General features: G+C 55.9%; 14 protein-coding genes. 9 read left to right on the plus strand and 5 right to left on the minus strand.

The window, feature by feature from the left end; translation table 11 throughout:
• The first annotated feature begins 12 nt into the window (after nt 1-12).
• Complete coding sequence (locus tag NH344_RS04010; RefSeq protein WP_054640849.1) at nt 13-684, plus strand: energy-coupling factor ABC transporter permease; 672 nt, start codon at nt 13-15, stop codon at nt 682-684.
• A 21-nt stretch (nt 685-705) separates the two neighbouring features.
• Here the strand turns inward: NH344_RS04010 and lexA are convergent, their stop codons facing one another.
• Entirely contained in the window at nt 706-1,383 is a 678-nt protein-coding gene (lexA, locus tag NH344_RS04015; protein WP_253027565.1) for a transcriptional repressor LexA, read from the minus strand.
• A 228-nt stretch (nt 1,384-1,611) separates the two neighbouring features.
• On the opposite strand from lexA, the gene NH344_RS04020 reads away from it, so the two are divergent.
• From NH344_RS04020 to NH344_RS04035, 4 genes are all read left to right on the plus strand, one after another.
• The gene (locus tag NH344_RS04020; RefSeq protein WP_044628292.1) at nt 1,612-2,289 is read left to right on the plus strand and encodes a TetR/AcrR family transcriptional regulator; all 678 of its coding nucleotides are present in this window, start codon (nt 1,612-1,614) and stop codon (nt 2,287-2,289) included.
• Nucleotides 2,267-2,782, plus strand: a complete 516-nt coding sequence (locus tag NH344_RS04025) for a L,D-transpeptidase (protein WP_253027566.1) — start codon at nt 2,267-2,269, stop codon at nt 2,780-2,782. The genes NH344_RS04020 and NH344_RS04025 overlap by 23 nt, the downstream gene beginning before the upstream one ends.
• A gap of 82 nt (nt 2,783-2,864) precedes the next feature.
• Nucleotides 2,865-3,875 (plus strand): beta-N-acetylhexosaminidase, encoded by a 1,011-nt coding sequence (gene nagZ / locus NH344_RS04030; protein ID WP_253027567.1) that lies wholly within the window; start codon nt 2,865-2,867, stop codon nt 3,873-3,875.
• Between the two features lie 47 nt (nt 3,876-3,922).
• Nucleotides 3,923-4,501, plus strand: a complete 579-nt coding sequence (locus NH344_RS04035) for a hypoxanthine-guanine phosphoribosyltransferase (protein ID WP_089675309.1) — start codon at nt 3,923-3,925, stop codon at nt 4,499-4,501.
• A 12-nt stretch (nt 4,502-4,513) separates the two neighbouring features.
• Here the strand turns inward: NH344_RS04035 and NH344_RS04040 are convergent, their stop codons facing one another.
• Nucleotides 4,514-5,347, minus strand: a complete 834-nt coding sequence (locus NH344_RS04040; protein ID WP_044628288.1) for a pyruvate, water dikinase regulatory protein — start codon at nt 5,345-5,347, stop codon at nt 4,514-4,516.
• Between the two features lie 236 nt (nt 5,348-5,583).
• Here NH344_RS04040 and ppsA point away from each other — a divergent pair, with 236 nt between their 5' ends.
• Both ppsA and ggt read left to right on the plus strand, forming a co-directional pair.
• Nucleotides 5,584-7,968, plus strand: a complete 2,385-nt coding sequence (ppsA, locus tag NH344_RS04045; protein WP_253027568.1) for a phosphoenolpyruvate synthase — start codon at nt 5,584-5,586, stop codon at nt 7,966-7,968.
• Between the two features lie 151 nt (nt 7,969-8,119).
• Nucleotides 8,120-9,907, plus strand: a complete 1,788-nt coding sequence (ggt, locus tag NH344_RS04050; protein ID WP_044628286.1) for a gamma-glutamyltransferase — start codon at nt 8,120-8,122, stop codon at nt 9,905-9,907.
• A 15-nt stretch (nt 9,908-9,922) separates the two neighbouring features.
• On the opposite strand, the gene NH344_RS04055 is transcribed toward ggt, so the two are convergent.
• The 3 genes from NH344_RS04055 to acnB form a co-directional block, all read right to left on the minus strand.
• Nucleotides 9,923-11,866, minus strand: coding sequence for a glycerophosphodiester phosphodiesterase family protein (locus tag NH344_RS04055; protein WP_253027569.1), 1,944 nt, complete (start codon nt 11,864-11,866; stop codon nt 9,923-9,925).
• 6 nt (nt 11,867-11,872) lie between these two features.
• On the minus strand, nt 11,873-12,367 hold the full coding sequence (gene rraA, locus NH344_RS04060) for a ribonuclease E activity regulator RraA (protein WP_062360376.1): 495 nt from the start codon (nt 12,365-12,367) through the stop codon (nt 11,873-11,875).
• A 150-nt stretch (nt 12,368-12,517) separates the two neighbouring features.
• Nucleotides 12,518-15,121: a bifunctional aconitate hydratase 2/2-methylisocitrate dehydratase gene (acnB, locus tag NH344_RS04065; RefSeq protein ID WP_253027570.1), complete on the minus strand. Its 2,604-nt coding sequence runs from the start codon at nt 15,119-15,121 to the stop codon at nt 12,518-12,520.
• A 524-nt stretch (nt 15,122-15,645) separates the two neighbouring features.
• On the opposite strand from acnB, the gene NH344_RS04070 reads away from it, so the two are divergent.
• Complete coding sequence (locus NH344_RS04070) at nt 15,646-16,302, plus strand: tRNA-(ms[2]io[6]A)-hydroxylase (protein WP_054640852.1); 657 nt, start codon at nt 15,646-15,648, stop codon at nt 16,300-16,302.
• A gap of 29 nt (nt 16,303-16,331) precedes the next feature.
• Nucleotides 16,332-20,237 carry an AAA family ATPase gene (locus NH344_RS04075; RefSeq protein ID WP_253027571.1) on the plus strand — a complete coding sequence of 1,302 codons (3,906 nt, stop codon included), beginning with the start codon at nt 16,332-16,334 and terminating at the stop codon, nt 20,235-20,237.
• Nucleotide 20,238 lies beyond the last annotated feature (1 nt).

Consider the following 20,238-nt stretch of genomic DNA (forward strand, 5'->3'; position numbering starts at 1 on the left):
GAAGGGGGCGCTATGTCGTTTGCACAAAGCGTATTGGCACCGTGGGCACTCGTGATGACGTGGCTTTTATCGTTGGGTGTCATCGTCTGGTGCTTATGCCTGCGCCCCTGGCGGCCACTACTTGAGGATACAGCGCTTCAGCACCGCTGGATGGCAGCTACGTTGGCCGTCATGTTGATGTGGCAATTGCGTGCGCAAGCGGTGGACTGGTTAACGCTTCACTTGGTGTTTACGGTGCTGATGACGCTAGTCTTTAAAATGCCGCTGGCGTTGATCAGCAACGTGATGATTAATGTCGCCATGGTGGCTATTGGCAGAAACGATTGGTCGCTAATGGGGGCAAATATGCTGGTGACAGGTATTGTGCCTGCGACCGTGACCGGTTTTGTATGGCGAATCGTTGACCGTCGGTTGCCTGATAATTTGATGGTGTTTTTATTTGCTTGTGGCTTTTTTGGAACGGCCTTGGCGACCTTAGGGGGAGGGCTATCTGCTGTTGCGCTGATTATCGTAGCGGGCACTGATCCCGAGGCCGTCTATCTCGCCCAAGAGTATGCCCGCTTTTTACCGTTACTGATGCCGTCAGAGGCATTTATAACCGGTATGCTGCTGAGTATTTTACTAGTGTACCACCCAAGCTGGGTGGCCACCTTTAATGACCACCGTTATATCGACTTGCAGTAGCCTGCCTTACAGGTTGGGCAACTAGCCAAGCGCTTGCCCATTACCACCGCGAATAACACCAACACCCACGCCTTCAATATCAAGCTGCTGAGTGCGTAGGTCGATCTCAATTGGTGCGAAATCTGCGTTCTCGGCAATCAGTGTTACTTGATGCCCTTGGCGTTTAAAACGCTTGACCGTTACTTCGTCTTCTAATCGTGCCACGACAATTTGCCCATCGCGAACGCGGTCAGTGCGATGCACGGCCAGAAGGTCGCCTTCAAGAATGCCTACATCTTTCATGGATAGGCCGCGCACCCGTAGCAGGTAATCTGCTTTAGGCGTGAAGTACTCAGCGGGCAGCGGGCAGTAACGGTCAATATGTTCAGCCGCAAGGATAGGGCTGCCAGCGGCGACCTCACCAATCACAGGAAGCCCATTGGGCAGCGGCTCATTAGTAGCAGGTGCTGCAGCCGCTGGCGTTTCAGTAAGCTCCTGCGGCTCCTGGTTAGGTAAGCGGATGCCTCGTGATGTATTGCGAATTATACGAATAGCGCCTTTGCGCTCGAGCGCACGCAAATGCTCTTCTGCTGCGTTAGGCGAGCGGAATCCCAGCGCTTTGGCAATTTCGGCGCGGGTAGGGGGGTAGCCAAACTCACCCATGGTCTTAACGATAAAATCAAATACGTGCTGCTGACGTGCTGTGAGTGGACGCGACATACCAAACTCCAAAACAGTGAAAAGACAGTAGCTACATGTCGGCTTAATCAGTATGTGTTTAAGTATACAGTATGTTGCTCTGTCCAGTACATGACGAGTTACACCCAACCGAGACAGTCGTTAAGTGTTTAGTTAACGCTTACTACCATTTGGATAAGAGATTGAGCCAGCAGGGGTTATGACATAGTATTCAGCCATGTTTAAAACACCTGTTTTTTGGAGGGCGCTATGGCCCAATCGGATACGGTAACGCGTATTTTAGATACTGCAGAGGTACTGTTTGCAGAGCGAGGCTTTGCCGAGACGTCGCTGCGTAATATCACCAGCAAGGCCCGGGTTAATTTGGCGGCCGTGAACTACCACTTTGGTTCCAAAAAAGCGCTAATTCAAGCGGTGTTTTCCCGCTATCTCGATCCATTTTCAGAGCGTTTTCACACCGCACTGGACGAGCTAGAAGCTCACTATCAAGGCCAGCCTATTCCTCTAGAAGTGCTGTTAGAGACCATGGCCACTACGGTACTGGCAGTGCCCGCCGAACGTAATAGCCTGAAGGTATTTATGCGGCTACTAGGGTTAGCCTACAGTCAGGCGCAAGGGCATCTGCGTCGCTACATTCAGCAGCAGTATGGCGATGTATTTACCCGTTTTACCGAGCTGGTGCGTAAAGCCACGCCTGAGCTGCCGGACGCCGAGCGCTTTTGGCGGCTACACTTTATGCTAGGCACAGTGATATTTACGCTCTCAGGACTGGATGCCCTGCGTGATATTGCTGCAAAGGATTATCAAGAGCAGGTGACGGTGCGTGACCTTGTGCGGCGGCTACGTCCAGTCGTTGTTGCTGCGATGAACGCGCCGCTACCGGCTGCGGTTGAAGAGGGAAACCATGGCAACGCCCAGGCTAGCTGAATTACCGCCTTCCCAATCTGGTTGGGTGGAGATTGACACCCAGCGGCAGCGGTTGCGCTGGTGGCAGGGAAAGGAAGTGAACTATGAGTGCGCGATCTCTACTGGGGTTGCTGGCGTAGGGCAGCGAGAGGGTAGCGGCCAAACACCGCTGGGCTGGCACTATGTCCGTGCGTCTATCGGCAAGGGCTTGCCTGATAATGCGGTATTTCGTGGTCGCCGATGGACTGGCGAAGTATTTTCGCCTGAATTGGCGACCAATTACCCTGAGCGAGACTGGATTCTAACGCGCATTATGTGGCTCTGCGGGCTGGAGCGCGGCGTTAACCGCGGCGCTGACGTGGACTCCCAGCGGCGCTACATTTATTTGCACGGCACGCCTGAAGACCAACCGATGGGTGTGGCTGCCTCTCACGGCTGCATCCGCCTGCGAAATCACGATTTACACTACCTGTTTGCACACGCCCAACCCGGTACGCCGGTTTGGTTGCATTAAGCCCACTTCCGGGCGTCCTGCCAGAATTTTGACACGCTAAGCGGTTAGTCTAAAATGGCGCCCTTTTTGTCGGATCCTCCCCATGACGCAACCCATTGGCCCGGTCATGCTTGACCTAGAAGGGCCGCAGTTATCCAACGCTGAAAAGACATTGCTAAAAGACCCTGCGGTGGGCGGCGTTATCCTGTTCGCCCGTAATGTCGAAGATGCGTACCAAGTGCGGCAGCTCTGCAGCAGTATTCGTCGTGTGCGTGGTGATCTACTGCTAGGTATTGACCAAGAGGGCGGTCGAGTCCAGCGGATCAAAAAAGGGGTGACCAACCTGCCCGCCATGGCGCGAATTGGCGATCTGTATGCCAGCGACCCAGTAGCAGGGCTCACCTTAGCCAAAGACACAGGCTGGTTGCTGGGGATGGAAATGGCCGCCTGTGGGTTGGATATGAGTTTTGCGCCAGTGTTGGATGTTGAGAGCGGTATCTCCAGCGTCATTGGCGACCGTAGTTTCAGCAGCGATCCAGAGCATGTCGCCCAACTAGGGCGCGCCTTTATCGAAGGCTTGCATGAAGCCGGCATGGCGGCAGTTGGTAAGCATTTTCCTGGCCATGGCGGAGTGGCGGCGGATTCCCATATTGCGCTGCCAGTGGATGAGCGACCCCTGGCCGAGCTGAAAGCCCGAGACCTCGTGCCGTTTCGCGAGTTAGCGGGTGTGTTGAACGGCGTCATGCCTGCCCACGTGACTTATTCAGCGTTTGATACTCGCCCTGCAGGGTTCTCACCCAACTGGTTAGGCATGCTGCGTGAATCATTGGGGTTCAAAGGGTGTATTTTTTCCGATGATTTAAGCATGACGGGGGCGCATGAGGCAGGCGGCCCGGCTGAGCGTGCCAAAGCGGCGCTGGCCGCTGGCTGCGATATGTTGCTGATCTGCAATGACCGAACGGCAGCCATTGAGGTACTAGGGGCCTGCCAAGGGGTGCTGAATAAACGGCCTGCCAAGCTGCGTTACGGTCGTGCTAGGCCTGAACTGGATGCACTGGCTGCACTCGGCCGTTGGCGCCGCACGCATGCCAAGCTCGAAGCGCTAGCGAATTAATTCCATTTTTATACCGTTTTCTTATTAGATGTTTTTGGAGAAGTAGCATGTCCAAGTTGGATAAAGAAGCGCTTGAATCGTTAGATTCTATGCGTGAGTTGATGGATAACGCCGACTGCCTGATTTCACAAGAGCAGGTTGAGCGAGCGTTGGATCGCATGGCGGAAGAGATCACGCGAGACTTGGGCGACAAGCTACCGGTGTTTTACTGCGTTATGAATGGCGGGCTCATTACCACGGGGCATCTGCTGACGCGTCTTGGTTTTCCGCTGGAAGTGGACTATTTACATGCGACCCGTTACCGCAACGAGCTGCGCGGCGGTGAGCTTTTCTGGCGCGTATCGCCTGAAATTCCCATGGCGGGCCGACATGTAGTGATTGTTGACGACATCCTCGATGAAGGCGCAACCCTAGCGGCCATTCTGAAATACTGCAAAGAAGCCCAGGCGGCCAGTGTGACTACCGCAGTGTTGGTCGACAAGCAGCACGACCGCAAAGCCGTTCCGGGATTAAAAGCAGATTACTGCAGCCTAGAAGTGGCCGACCGTTACGTGTTTGGTTTTGGTATGGACTACAAAGGCTACTGGCGTAATGCCCCTGGAATTTTTGCTCCCAAGGGCATGTAAGCTAGCGCAATCCTAGCGGGGTGAGAACCGCCTCGCTAGGCCGGTTTCCGCAATCATGCGCGTAGAGATCTCTTCTATTGAAAATCGCGTCGTATCAATAAACGGAATATGCATTGCCCGGTACAGCGATTCTGCCTGCTCTACTTCTTGTAAGCACTGATCCATCGAGCTATAGCGGCTATTGGGGCGGCGTTCATTACGAATGGCCGAGAGTCGGCGTGCATCAATGGTAAGGCCAAACAGCTTGTGCCGATGAGGTGCCAGCGCTTTGGGTAGCTTCAAGCTGCCATCTTCATCCAGGTCATCTTCGGTGAGCGGATAGTTCGCGGCGCGAATGCCGAACTGCAGCGCCAAGTAGAGTGAGGTCGGCGTTTTACCACAGCGGGAAACCCCCACTAGAATAATATCGGCTTTGTCGTATTGGTGGGTGCGTGCTCCATCGTCGTTATCGAGTGCAAAGTGAACCGAGTGGATGCGATCCATATATACGTCGTCGCTACCGATGGAGTGTGTTCTGCCGACGCTGTAGGAAGAGTGCGTTTCCAGCTCCTGCTCAAGGGGTTCTAGAAACGTCGAAAAAATATCGACCTTAAACCCCGACGCTTGGCGGATAACGTTACGAATCTGTTGATCCACAATCGTATCAATGATGATCGGTCTACAGCCATCGCGTACGGCGGTCGATTCGATAATCTGTGCCAGTGCCTGTGCTTTTTCAACCGTATCAATATACGGTTTAGTCAGCATATTGATCTCCACATCACTGAACTGCGCTAAGAGACTGCGCCCTAAGCTTTCTGCGGTGATGCCGGTACCATCCGAAATAAAGAAAGCTGTTCGTTTCATAACCTGATCCGCCAGTCTGCCATGTTCATAGATAAGCTATTGTGTGCTGTGCAAACGACGAGCACAACGCCTAGTCGATACTACATAAAACGCTAATTTCGTGTATTTGTTGTAAAAATCCTCCACTCCCTTCGCTGTTAGACCAATGGCGAATACGCTGCCGCAGTGCTAGGGTGACAACGTCTATTAGTGTCGTCCCAACGGGTCGTAACGAAGTCTAAAAGCGAGGGGGTTGCGTGGAAGAGTACATTCTGTGGTTCGATCAGCTAGGTATGGCAGACGTCGAACGCGTGGGTGGTAAAAACGCTTCGCTTGGCGAAATGATTTCCAATTTATCGGGTGTAGGCGTCACGGTGCCAGGCGGCTTCGCGACCACTGCTCACGCGTACCGCGAGTTTCTCTCTCACGAAGGTCTGAACGACCGCATTAACGACAAGCTTGCTCGTTTAGATGTCGATGATGTCAAAGCACTGGCTGAGGCAGGAAAAACGATTCGCCAGTGGATCATTGATACACCGCTGCCGCCTGGCTTTGAAGCCGCGCTTCGCGATGCCTACGAACAGCTCCAAACGCAACATCCAAGCCTCAAAGTAGCCGTGCGCAGCTCCGCCACGGCGGAAGACCTTCCCGATGCCTCCTTCGCTGGGCAGCAGGAAACCTTCTTGAACATTGAAGGTTTTGCCAATATCAAACATGCGGTGCATGAAGTGTTTGCCTCGCTGTTTAACGATCGCGCCATCTCCTACCGTGTGCATCGTGGCTACGCCCACGAGAATGTTGCGCTGTCAGCGGGCGTTCAAAAGATGGTGCGCTCTGAAACCGGCGCATCAGGCGTTATGTTTACCCTGGATACCGAATCTGGCTACCGTGATGCCGTTTTTGTCACGGCCTCTTGGGGGCTGGGCGAAACCGTGGTGCAGGGAGCCGTCAATCCTGACGAGTTCTATGTTCACAAGCCCACCCTGGCTGCTGGCCGCCCGGCCGTTCTGCGCCGCACGTTAGGGTCCAAGTTGATCAAGATGGTTTACGGCCAAGATGCCAGCGCCGGTAAATCTGTTGAAACCGTTGACGTGCCTTTCAAAGACCGTGGCCGCTTCTGCATCAACGATGAGCAGGTGATGGATCTTGCTCGTCAAGCAGTGACCATTGAGCAACACTACCAGCGCCCGATGGATATTGAGTGGGCATTGGATGGCGATGACGGCAAGCTCTATATCGTTCAAGCGCGTCCTGAAACCGTCGTGTCACAGCAGGAGGGCGGTAAGCTTGAGCGCTTCCAACTGCGTGAGAAAGGGCGCACGCTGATTACTGGCCGGGCCATTGGCCAGCGTATCGGCCGCGGGGCAGTTAAGATTGTCCTCAGCCCAGACGAGATGGACAAAATTCAAGAAGGCGACATCTTGGTCACCGACATGACGGACCCAGATTGGGAGCCCATCATGAAGCGCGCCTCGGCAATCGTGACTAACCGTGGTGGGCGTACCTGCCACGCGGCGATTATTGCCCGGGAATTGGGCATTCCTGCGGTGGTTGGCTGTGGCGATGCGACCACGCAGCTACAAGAAGGCATTGACGTTACGGTTTCGTGTGCGGAAGGGGATACCGGCCACGTTTATGAAGGGTTGCTGGCATTTGACTGCAACGTGTCCAGCGTTGATTCCATGCCGGAGATTCCGTTTAAAATTATGATGAACGTGGGCAACCCGGATCGCGCTTTCGGTTTCGCTAGTTTGCCCCATGCAGGCGTTGGCTTGGCGCGTCTTGAATTCATCATCAATCGCATGATTGGTGTGCACCCGAAAGCGCTGCTTGAGTACGATACGCTGCCTGCGGATCTTCAGCAGGTGATCGATCTACGTACTGCTGGTTACGCCGACCCGGTGAGCTTTTACGTCGATAAATTAGTTGAAGGGATCTCTACGCTAGCGGCAGCTTTCCATCCACAGCGTGTGATTGTCCGTCTATCGGATTTCAAATCCAACGAGTATGAAAACCTGATAGGCGGTAAGCTCTACGAGCCCGGTGAAGAGAACCCTATGCTGGGTTTCCGTGGGGCTTCTCGCTATATCTCCGAGGCATTTCGTCCTTGTTTCGAGCTCGAATGTCGCGCGCTGAAACGTGTGCGTGACGACATGGGGCTGACCAACGTCGAAATCATGGTGCCGTTTGTGCGCACCACGGATGAAGCGCGTGAAGTAGTCGATCTGCTAGCGGCTAACGGTTTGCAGCGTGGCGGTGATGAGCACCCTGATGGTTTGAAGATCATCATGATGTGTGAATTGCCTGCCAACGCGCTATTGGCGGACGAGTTCCTCGAGTATTTCGATGGCTTCTCCATTGGCTCGAATGACCTTACCCAGTTAACGCTGGGCTTGGATCGGGATTCAGGCATCGTGGCGCACTTGTTTGACGAACGTAACCCCGCGGTGAAAAAGCTGCTGGCCATGGCTATTAAGGCCTGTAAAGAGAAAGGTAAGTACGTGGGGATCTGCGGCCAAGGCCCTTCGGACCACCCGGATCTTGCCAAGTGGTTGATGGAGCAGGGCATTGACTCCGTGTCACTCAACCCCGATGCAGTGCTGGAAACGTGGTTCATGTTGGCGGGGGAAACTATTGCTTAGCCTCCTTCAGCTTGATTAGCGTGCTTGCTATTTTGCGCCTGGCCATTGTGCCGGGCGCAGTCGTTTTATAGGCTACGCTATTGCTTGAGCGCTCAAAAGGCGGTTACGCCTTGGTGATTCACGTCTGAGACACGGTTTAAGGAGAAAGGTTATGCTGCCAAAAAGGGCGCTCTCACTCACTGGTTTACTGCTGGCGCCAATGGTGAGTTGGGGGTTTGGTTACGAAACACCCTCCATTACACCGGAAGTAGGGTCAGGCTTTGAGGAGAAGCCGGGATGGGCGGCAGACTCCTTCGCGGTGGCGGCGGCTAACCCGCTGGCTACCGACGCGGGCTATCAGGTGCTCAAGGCTGGGGGGAATGCCATTGATGCGGCGGTCGCCGTACAAATGGTATTAACTCTGGTGGAGCCGCAATCCAGTGGGATTGGTGGCGGCGCATTTTTGATGCACTTTGATGGTGCTGATGTACAGGCTTATGATGGCCGTGAAACGGCGCCTGCCGCCGTAACCGGCGAGCTCTTTATGGAAGATGGCGAGCCGCTGCCTTTTATGGAAGCGGTCGCCAGCGGGTTGTCGGTGGGCGTGCCCGGTACCTTGCGTATGTTGGAACAGGCCCATGCTGAGCACGGCCAGTTGGCTTGGCAAGAACTCTTTACCCCCGCGATTACACTGGCGGAAGAGGGGTTCGCGGTGAGCCAGCGGCTGCACACCAGCCTGGCTAATGACGAATATCTGCGCGAAAACGACCTGGCTCAAGCGTTTTATTACTCCGCCGATGGAGAGCCCCTGGAAGTGGGCACCACACTAAAAAATCCTGCCTTAGCCGCTATTTTGCGTCGCATTGCAGAAGAGGGCAGCGCTGCCTTTTATGAAGGTGAGGTCGCGGAGGATCTCGTTGAGCAGGTGCAGTCGCATCCGGTTCGACCCGGTAAGATCTCGCTTGATGACATCAGTGGTTACCAATCTCTTGAGCGTGAGCCGCTATGCACCCCCTGGCAGCAGTGGGAAGTGTGCGGGTTTCCTCCTCCCTCTTCTGGCCATCTAACGATCATGCAAATTCTCGGTATGCTGGACCAGCAACCGCTGTTGGAGGCGCCGCTGGAAAATGGCGTGACCAGTAGTGGCTGGCTGCATCAATTTCTAGAAGCCTCGCGGCTGGCGTTTGCTGACCGGGGCCGCTACATCGCTGACCCTGACTTTGTCGAGGCACCGGGCGGTGACTGGTCGCTCATGCTAGCGCCTGATTACCTTGGTAAACGCAGCGAGCTAATCGGTGAAGAGAGCATGGGTGAGAACGCCGAGCCGGGCAATCCAGGTGAATTGGCTGTTAGCTTTGCCAGCCAGCCCGAGCAACCTGAGTATGGCACCAGCCATATCAGCATTGTGGATGCCGATGGCAATGCGATTGCGATGACGACCACCATTGAGCAAGCCTTTGGTTCACGTATTCTGGCAGATGGCGGCACTGACCTGCCTGGCGGCTATTTATTGAATAACGAGCTGACGGATTTCTCTTTTACTCCTGAGGTGGACGGGCAGCCGGTGGCTAACCGAGTGGAGCCTGGTAAGCGGCCACGCTCTAGTATGAGCCCCACCTTGGTATTTGATCAGGAAACCGGTGCGCTGGTGGCGAGTCTCGGCTCCCCTGGTGGCGCTGCGATCATCCACTATACTGCTCGAACACTGGCAGCAATGCGCGATTGGGGGTTGAACGCTCAGGAAGCGCTGAGTCTTCCCCATGCGATTACGTTGGGTGGTGATGTTTACTTAGAGGAGGGTCGCTTCCCTGAAGAGATCATCGAATCGCTGCGTGAGCGGGGTCACAACGTGAGCGAACGTGAGCTCACGAGCGGCCTTCAGGCGATTCGGCGATTGGAGGATGGCACACTGTTTGGTGGTGCCGACCCGCGTCGGGAAGGCGTCGTGATGGGTGAGTAAACGACGCCCCGACTGTTACTGACGTAACCAGTTGCGTAGCTTGACCAGCATAAGACCGCCGTCGCTTAGCGCACGGCGGTCTTCTGTTAAGGCGTGCAAGCGATCAGGATAATCGGTAATGATGGCATCAACGCCGAGGTCTATCAGTGCCGACATGCGCGCCCGATCGTTGACCGTCCAGGCATGAATCTCGTAACCGAAAAGCGCCGCCAGGCGCACCTCTTGGGCGCTAATGCGGTTATGCCGCAGGCCTAATGCATCAAATTGGCGTCGGTCTAGGGTGCCTGGAAGAATGAGCTGTGCTAGCAGAGTAACACGCAGCCCCGGGGCCTGTTGCTTGATGTAGCGCACCAGTGCAGGCGACGTGGTCGCCAGACGCATATCCATCAGTGCGTTAGGAAAGCCGCAGGCCGTCACGGCTGTTAGTGCTTCTTGCTGGGTGGCCCAGCAGCGATAGCGTATGTCGCTTTCCTGCCCCAGTGCATCGATGACTGCTTGTGCCAGCCTCTCTTCTTGTCCCGGTAGGGCTTTCATATCGATCATCAGCGATGCGCGCCCGCGGACGGCGGCCAACGCCTCATCCAGCCCCGCTATGCGCTCCCCTTGAAAGGCGTCGCCAAACCAACTACCCACATCAAACTCGCTGAGTTCGCTACGGGTGAGGTCGCCAAATTCTCGAGGATCACTGGTGAGGCGGGCGAGCGTTCGGTCGTGATAGAGCATGACCTGATTATCGGCGCTCAGGCGAACATCCAGCTCTACGGCGTCAGCGCCATCCTTCAGCGCTTGAGACACGGCAGCAAGGGTGTTTTCCGGTGCCACCATGGAGCTTCCGCGATGGGCGATGATGGCCACGTTATCGCGAATCTCAAAACTGTTAAGAATCCACCACGCCTGTAGCCCAGCGAGCAGCAGCACGCTAAGTTCAATCGCCCATGCCATGCGTCCAGGGTGGGCATCGTGGGAAGGCGGCGCAGGGCGTGGTTCGTGATGGGCCAGCTGTAAGTAGAGGCAGGCGGACAGCAGAGCGTTAGTAGCAATACCAAGGAAAGTGATGGTGAGTGTTACCAGCACATAGCCGGTTAAATAGGCCAGCATCGCTGGAATCAGCACCGTGTTGTGCTCTGGTAGCCACCACAATAAGGGCGTGACCAGCATGTCAAACAGCCATGTGGTAATAATGGGTAAGCTAATAATGATCAGTAGCAGGGTGAGCACAGCCACTCCAATAGAGCGGTGCCAGCCACGTGTTAAATAAACGCTTCGCGTGAGTGCTTGATACGGTGAGCAAGATTCCAGCGACACTAGTGGCAGTGCCAGCAGCCAGCGCAGATACAGCCACGCTGCTAAGATCATCCAGATAACCACCAACGGTGTCGCGCAAGCTAAAAAGTACCACAGCACAGGAGGGCGAATGCGCTGCAAATAGTAGGGGTCGACACCGCTAAGCCATAGATCGTATAGCCAGGTAAGCGCCATCATAAAAGGGGCAAGCAGCAATAGGTGAGCCCCGACCTGGAGAATCACCAGCACCGCCAGAGCGGGAAGCCGTCGTGTGCTCAACCAGAGCGCCTCGAACGCTAGCCGGTAATGGTTATCTTTTGGCCGGACAGCCACTTGCAACATGCCAGCCTGCTGCCAGTAAATGAGTAAAAACGTAAAGCCAAGGCCCACCAGCATGACCAATAGCCCTAATGGGCTGAAGAGCAGCGCTAAGAGTGCATCCGTGGTGACCACCGTGCGGTTTAGCTGTGCCAAAAAGCGTTGCGATACCCAGGCAACGGCCGGTACCAATAAGGCAGAGGCCAGTAGGGTAAACAGCAAGTGATAAGCTATGAGCGGACGGAGGTGATCTCGGAGAGTGCGAAGAAGGGCGTTGCCTAATTGAGTGAGCGGCTGCATAGTCACAAAAGTGTCAGAGTGAAGCATCAGGGTGGCACTAACTGCCACCCTTGACAAGCGGGATTAGGAGAGCTTTAAGGGCTGCTCGGCGATGATAATGCCGTTATTATCAGCATACAGCCACTGGCCAACTCTTAAAGTAACGCCCGCAAACGTTACGGCGATATCCCGCTGGCCTTCGCCGCGCTTTTCGCTTTTACGCGGGTGGCTGCCGAGTGCCTGCACGCCTAAAGGAAGCGTGGCCAAAATGTCGACATCTCTCACGCAACCGTACATCAATACGCCTGCCCAACCATTTTGCGCTGCCTGCTCTGCCAGCATATCGCCTAACATCGCGCAGCGATGAGAGCCACCGGCATCCACAACCAGTACGGCACCTTCGCCAGGCTCCGCTACAGCCTGTTTGACCATTGAGTTATCTTCGAAGCACTTTACCGTGCGAATTGGGCCATAAAAGCTGTCGACACCGCCGAAGTTAGCAAAGAGGGGCTCTAGCACCTCTACGTCGGGGTAAGCGTCGCATAGATCGGGGGTGACCATTTGGGTTGTCGTTGTCATGAGTTACTCCTATGGTTACAGCGCTATGTTCACAGCGTCATAAAAAACGCCCCAACCTCAATAGGAAGGGGCGTTCTGTCATCGGCTCAGCGAGGGATTACCCAGGCTGCGATGTTGCGAGCATCGGCGATGGGTCGGTGCCACTGGCGATTAAGCCTCTTGGGCTACCGGAATCACGTTCGAGGCGATTTTTTGATACTCCTCGATTTCGTGGAAGTTCATGTAGCGATAGATCTCGCCTGCCATGGCGTCAAACTCACCCATGTAACGCTGATACTCATCAACGGTGGGCAGACGACCTTCTACAGCAGCAACCGCTGCTAGCTCTGCCGAGGCGAGGTAAACATTTGCACCATCGCCCAGACGGTTCGGGAAGTTACGTGTAGACGTGGACACCACGGTGCTCTTCGCTGCAACGCGTGCCTGGTTACCCATACACAGTGAACATCCCGGCATTTCCATGCGGGCGCCTGCACGGCCATAGATGCCGTAGTAACCCTCTTCGGTCAGCTGGTGCTGATCCATCTTGGTCGGCGGCGCCAACCACAGGCGGGTCTTCAGGCTGCCCGCAGGCTGTTTCTCCAGCAGCTTACCGGCGGCACGGAAGTGACCGATGTTGGTCATGCACGAACCGATAAACACTTCGTCGATCTTCTCGCCAGCCACGTCGGAGAGCAGGCGAGCGTCGTCCGGATCGTTGGGAGCGCAGAGAACAGGCTCCTTGATCTCGCTGAGGTCGATCTCGATGACTTCGGCGTACTCGGCGTCTTTGTCGGCGCGCATTAGGCTCGGGTTGGCCAGCCACGCTTCCATGCCTTCGATACGACGGCTGATGGTGCGCTCGTCGCCGTAGCCATTAGCAATCATCCACTTCAGCAGCGTGATGTTGGATTTCAGGTACTCGGTCACGCTCTCTTCAGACAGCGTAATGGTACAGCCAGCGGCGCTACGCTCAGCGGACGCGTCGGAAAGCTCAAATGCCTGCTCAACGGTGAGGTCTTCCAGGCCTTCGATCTCCAGCACGCGACCAGAGAAGGCGTTTTTCTTGCCGGATTTCTCGACGGTCAGTAGGCCTTGTTTGATGGCGTACAACGGAATGGCGTGAACCAAGTCGCGCAGGGTGACGCCCGGCTGGCGCTTGCCTTTGAAACGCACCAGAACGGATTCCGGCATGTCCAGCGGCATGACGCCCGTAGCAGCGGCGAAGGCCACCAGGCCAGAACCGGCAGGGAACGAAATGCCCAGCGGGAAGCGGGTGTGGGAGTCACCGCCAGTACCCACGGTGTCCGGCAGCAGCATGCGGTTCAACCAGCTGTGGATGATGCCGTCGCCCGGACGCAGCGAGACGCCGCCGCGGTTCATGATGAAGTCGGGCAGGGTGTGGTGAGTGTCCACATCTACTGGCTTCGGATATGCCGCCGTGTGGCAGAACGACTGCATTACCAAGTCTGCCTGGAAACCTAGGCAAGCCAAGTCTTTCAGTTCGTCACGGGTCATCGGACCAGTGGTATCTTGCGAGCCCACAGTGGTCATCTTCGGCTCGCAATACATGCCGGGGCGTACGCCATCCATGCCGCAGGCCTTGCCGACCATCTTCTGCGCCAGGGTGAAGCCTTTGCCGGTATCGACAGGCTGGTCGGGCAGGCGGAATACGTCTGAAGGCGCCAAGCCTAGCGACTCGCGCGCTTTACCGGTCAGGCCACGGCCGATGATCAGCGGGATACGGCCACCGGCGCGCACTTCGTCAAGAATCAGCTGAGTTTTTAGTTCGAAAGTGCTCAACACTTCATCGGTGCCGTGCTTGCACACTTTGCCTTCGTAGGGATAAACGTCAATGACGTCGCCCATTTCCAGCTTGGAAACGTCCATTTCTACCGGCAGTGCACCGGAATCTTCCATGGTATTGAAGAAGATAGGCGCGATTTTACCGCCGAAACAGAAGCCGCCAGCGCGCTTGTTGGGCACGTAGGGGATGTCGTCGCCGAAGAACCACAGCACGGAGTTAGTGGCTGACTTGCGTGAAGACCCGGTACCTACCACGTCACCTACGTAGGCAACCGGGAAGCCTTTGGCTTTGACGTCTTCGATCTGCTTGAGCGGGCCAGTGGTGCCTTGTACTTCAGGCACGATGCCTTCGCGCTCGTTCTTGAGCATGGCGTTGGCATGCAGTGGAATATCGGGGCGCGACCAGGCGTCCGGCGCGGGGGAGAGGTCGTCGGTGTTGGTCTCGCCCGGCACCTTGAAGACGGTAAGGGTTATCTTCTCGGCCAGTGCCGGCTTGGAGAGGAACCACTCGGCCTCGGCCCAGGACTGCATGACGTCCTTGGCCACCGCGTTGCCGGCCTTGGCGCGCTCTTCCACGTCGTGGAAGGCATCGAACATCAGCAGGGTGTGCTTGAGCTGTTCGCCGGCCTCCTTGGCGAGCTCGGCATCGTCCAGCAGCTCGACCAGGGTGGCGATGTTGTAGCCGCCTTGCATGGTGCCTAGCAGTTTAACGGCGTGAATTTTATCAATTAATGGAGAGGTGGCTTCCCCTTTAGCAATCGCGGTCAAAAAGCCCGCTTTTACGTAGGCGGCCTCATCAACACCGGGCGGAACGCGGTTGGTGATCAGGTCAAGGATGAATTCCTCTTCACCCGCCGGGGGCGCTTTGAGCAGCTCAATTAAGGCGGCGACTTGCTCGGCGGTTAGGGGCTTAGGTGGGACGCCCTCTGCGGCGCGTTCCTCGACATGTTGGCGGTAAGCTTCAAGCACGTTGGGGCCCTCTCATCTTCTTAGTAGTGATGAATCAGTGGTGCCGAACGACTACTAGCACGGTGGGTGAAGCGTTCGGACACGTGACAGACGCTTGACAAACAGCGTCTGGTGGATGAGAGGGATTCTACGGGAAACTGTCGACAATGTTAAGAAGCCAAGCTAAGTGCCTGCTTGTACTTTATGTTGAGGCGCTGATATTGAGCTCCTTTCTTGCGGCTTTTTTAGTTAATGTGCCCAAAATCTGAAAGTTTTTTACCAGCAGGGGTGTTTTGAGGTAAGCGCGGGTGTGATTATTGTGATGCCGCGTTACCATAGGCATACGATTAATTCGTTATTAAGTAACGTAGTGAAGTGGTTTAGGCGGTGTGTGGAGCGCCAAATAAGCTGGGCTTATATATTAGAAATATGCTATATGAGAATTGAGGCGCCATTAAATAAGTGGCCTTCGGATAGCTAGGGAACAAACGCCAACGGCGTTTATATGTTATACAATAGTGAGATAAGCGCTCGGTAGCGGTATTATGTCTATACAACTAATGGCACTAAAAACAGCAGATCACTCCCTTTCAGCGGATGATTTGCTACCAGAAAGTCTGCATCAGTTTCTTGCCTGCCCAACGCCTGATGCGTGGTTGCAGTGGGCGCTTGCCAATCCTGAAACGCTGCTGATTGACCATGCGCAGTGTGAGAAGAAGGCGGCTTCCACCGCGATGAGCTTGCTTTACCGCTATGTCGATCAGCCGCTTTTATTAAGCAAAATGTCTCAGCTTGCCCGCGAAGAGCTGCTGCACTTTGAACAAGTGGTGGGCCTGATGGAAAAGCGTGGTGTGGCCTATCATCACCTCACTGCCTCGCGCTATGCCGAGGGGCTGCGCAAACATTTACGCAGTAACGATCCTGAGCGCTTAATCGATGTACTGATTATTGGCGCATTAATTGAGGCACGAAGCTGTGAGCGTTTTGCCCGCCTTATCCCTTACTTAGACGAAGAACTGGCGAAGTTCTACCGCACGCTGGTGAAGTCAGAAGGGCGCCATTTTGAAGATTATCTGCTGTTGGCGCGCCAACAGACCGCTGAGCCGATTGATGACCGTATTGCCTTCTTTGTCGCACGTGAAGCGGAGCTGATGACGACTCCGGATACGGCGTTTCGTTTCCATAGCGGCGTGCCCGCTTAAGGCGCTGCTAGTTAGGCGGGATGTGTATCATGCGCGATGCTCAACAGACAGACCAGCTGACCTTGTTTGGTCACTTCTCCTTAACCCAGGGGGAGGATGTACTCACTCATTTCAATTACGACAAAGTTAAGGCCCTGTTGGTGTATCTTTTGTTGCATCGCCAGCCGGTCAATCGTGCGGCACTGGCTGAGCTGCTCTGGCCAGACCAGGGGCTTTCGTCAGGTCGTACCAACTTGCGCCACGCGTTGCACTGCCTGCGTCAGTCCATGGGTGATAACGCCGATCAGGTATTGAACGTATCGCGACAGACTATCGCCTTTCATTTACCTGCCCACTGGCAGGTAGATCTACATGACCTGCAGCAGTTGCTAGAAGGCCCCAAGGATTTAGAAACCCTTGAGGAGGTGATGTCATGCTACCAAGGCGATCTAATTGAAGAGTTGCAGTTGGCAAGTTGCAGCGAATTTCAGCGCTGGCTAGTGCAGGTGCGCAATGAGTGGCGTCAGCGGGTGATCCGGTTTGCCGAGCAAGTGCTCGAGGCTCATGACGAAACGCCAGACGACATGCTGGAAGGCCTGGTGAGCCGCTTTTCAGGCTATGGGCCTTTCCATGAACGTTTGGTGCGTCAACTGGCCGAAAAAAATCAAATGGCCGCTGCTCATGAACAGTACAACAGCTATTTGCAGTTGCTCGCGCTGTCGGGCCAGCAGCCGGAGCCCGGTTTCTTACAGTTGGCCAGCTACTGGTCGGACGGCCACCACGACCCGCGAGCCTTGTCGCCCCAGGGCGCTTTTTCTCGTGCACTGGCAGCCGATAGTAAGCCGCTGCGTGAAGATGAGATTGAGCTTCGCCAACTGTCGGTCATGGCGATTCGCTTACGTCTGAAAGGCGACTGGCAAGACCGGGCGGCAACTCGTAACTGTCTAGCGCTTCAGCTGGAACTATTGCGCTGGCTAGAGCAGCAGTGCCATCACTTAGGTGGCTTCTGGCTGCCTGGGGCCACCGGCGGTTTGGGACTGGCGTGTTTCGGCACCCACGGCCCTGCGCATCAGCTTGCCGAGCTGGTAGCGCTCTATGAACACTGCCGCCAAGCGCTGCCGCAGGAAACTCAGCGCCATTGGAGTGGGGAAGGGGAAGCGCCTTCGTTTGAGCTGGCGGCTGGGTTACATAGCGGCCGTGTGGTCTATCTGCCTGAACGCCAGTTGGCTGACCCGCTTGGCCAAGTCACACAGATCTCCCTTGAGCTAATGGGCGCTGCTGAAGGTAGTGAACTAGTGATTTCTCAAGAAGCCAGCCAGCACATGCCCCCGGCACTGGACCTGCAGCCGCGCTTGGTGTCGCGCTTGATGGCAAGCGATGGTCGAGTGCGCTTGCGGGCGCTGGTGTTAGGCCAGAATGAAGGCGGCCGGGATGCGCTGCCGCCCAGTCTGGTCGGCCGCGAAACGTCTCTGCGTACGCTGCGTGATGCGCTGGCAAGAGCGGGTATCGGCTTAAGGCAAAGTGTCTTGGTGCGGGGGGCCTCAGGCATGGGAAAATCGGCGCTGATGGTTGGTTTTCGTCAGCTTGAACTTAGCCGCGACGCCGCTATCTGTTGGCAGCCAACCACACGCTTGTCGGTGTTAGAGCCTTACGGGGTGGCCCGTTCTCTCTTGGCGTGGCATCTAGGCGCCACGCCTACTCAAGCAGCATTGTATGAGTTGCAGGCATCGTTGGGTGATACAGCGCTAGACGATGCTCGCCAACAGCTGTTGGAAGAGGCGCTGGGGGTTAGGGACGTTCAGGAAATTACTCAGCTTACCCAAAGCGGGGAAGCGGTAGAGTTGGTCGTGAAACTGCTGCACCGTCTGATCGACCAGCGCGCTGGCGCCCAGACTCTCGTCTTGATGGTTGATGATCTACAGTGGTTGGACGAACCCTCCTTCAAAGTATTGGCCGGTTTACAAGCTCGTCTGCCCATCAATACAGCCTTCATGCTGGTGGCCAGTCATCACGGTCGTGAAGCGCTACCAGTGAAGCTGCATTGGGATCAGCAAATTACCCTCGGCAAGCTCGATGCGCTGCAGTCGTCTCGGCTGCTCTCCCAGCTATCGCGCCGCTATCGTATGCATTTAAGCCCTCGACTGCGTAACCAAATTATTGAGCGATGCGATGGCGTGCCGCTCTATATGCAGGAGATTTGCCGTCGCCTGGATATGGATCGTCGCGAAGGGCGTAGTGTTCAGTTCGATGAATTGCCCAAAGGGCTGCTTGGCCTGCTGGCCAGCCGTATCGATCAGCTGGAAGGGGATCGGGAAATTGCCCATATTGCGGCGGTGCTGGGTAAACGCTTCCGCCTCGACTTCCTGGCTGAATGCAGCGGCTGGGATAAAGCGCGGATTTCTCAAGCCGTAGAGCATATGCGCCTGCTGGAAATTATTGAGCCGGTTGATAAAGAGAGCGGCGAGCACGAGTACCAGTTTAGCCATCAGCTACTACAAGAAGCGGCTTATCTCTCCTGCCCCCGGGATGTACGGGTCAAGCTGCACCAGCAGGTCGTTACGCTGATTGAAGAGCGCTTCCCTGTGTGGATCAGCCGCCATCCGGGGGATTTTGCCACCCATCTGCGCCGCAGCGGCCACTACGCTCGAGGCGCGCGCTATTTCGAACTGTCTGCTCGTGAAGCGCTGAAGGTGAGCGCGAACCGTACGGCGCTGCGGATGGCCGACTTCGGTTTGGCCAGTTTGCGCCACGTTGACCATGAAGTGGAGCGTGAGGTCAGCCTACTTACCGTGCGTGGGCAGGCAGCGTTTGCGCTGGAAGGCCATGGCTCGCCCACTGCCCACGAAAGCTTTGTGCGCGCCCGGGAGCTGCTGCGTCAATCCGGTGGTGATTCGCCGGACGACCCGGAAGATTTAGAACAAATTTTCCTAGTCAAGTGGGGGCTGTGGGTAGGCCGCAGCCAGCGCTACGCCCATGCCGATGCGTTTGCACTTGCCTCTACCTTGGCGGATATTGCCGAGCGTCTGGAAGACCCGCGCTATCGCCGTTTGGCCGACTATGCCCGGGCGCACTGTGAGTACTGGGCCGGACGAATTCAGCAGGCCCATGACCACCTGGATGAAATCGACCCGCTCAATGCGCAAATGATGATCGAGTGGCTGCCCTTCTCGGATCACCCGCAAGTGACAGCTGCCTGCTTCCAGGGCTGGGCACTCTGTTTACGTGGCGACTATCAGCGCGCCGAGCGTCACGTCTCGTCAGCCATCCGTCTTGCTGAGAAAATTGGTCATCCGGGAACGCTTGCCATGGCGTTAATGTTTGCCGCAGCGCTCTATCGCCAATTAGGGCATGTGCATCTTGCGGCACGCCATGCTGAGCGCGCGGCCGCCATGACGGGCACGCCGGACCTTCAGCTGTGGCAACTCTCCGCCCAAGGTGTGTTGGGTTGGCAGAGGGCCATGGCGGGGGATCACGCTGGTTTAGTTCAATTAAGAGATAGTCTGGACCAGATGGCTGAGCTGAATGGGCGAGATCGTTTCCAGCGCCCCGTCCTTTGGTACTCAGATGCCTGTATTGAACTTGGCGAGTTAAAGGCCGCCGAGGAGTATCTGGATCAGTGTTTGGTGATTGCCCGAGAGCGCACCACGCTCTTTTTGCCCGAGTTGGCGACTCAACTGGCCAGAGTGCGTGACTTGCTGGGGCACCCGGCCAGTGAAGTAAAGGCGCTTGCCGAAATGGCGATTGTGCAGTCACGGGAACACGGCAACCGCCATCAAGAGTTAGCGGCCTTGGAGCTTTGGCTTACGCGGATTTCACCCCATGATCAGCAGGCAAAAGAGGCGTTCCGTCGCCTATTGAGCGAGGTTAGCCACAGTGATGCACCGGTGCTGGTGCGCTGGGTTAGCCTACTGGGTCGCCGTTTGCCCCACTCGCTGAGTGCTGAAAACGAGGCTTAAA

The sequence above is a fragment of the Halomonas sp. Ps84H-12 genome (assembly GCF_024124725.1).
Classification (GTDB): Bacteria; Pseudomonadota; Gammaproteobacteria; order Pseudomonadales; family Halomonadaceae; genus Vreelandella; species Vreelandella aquamarina.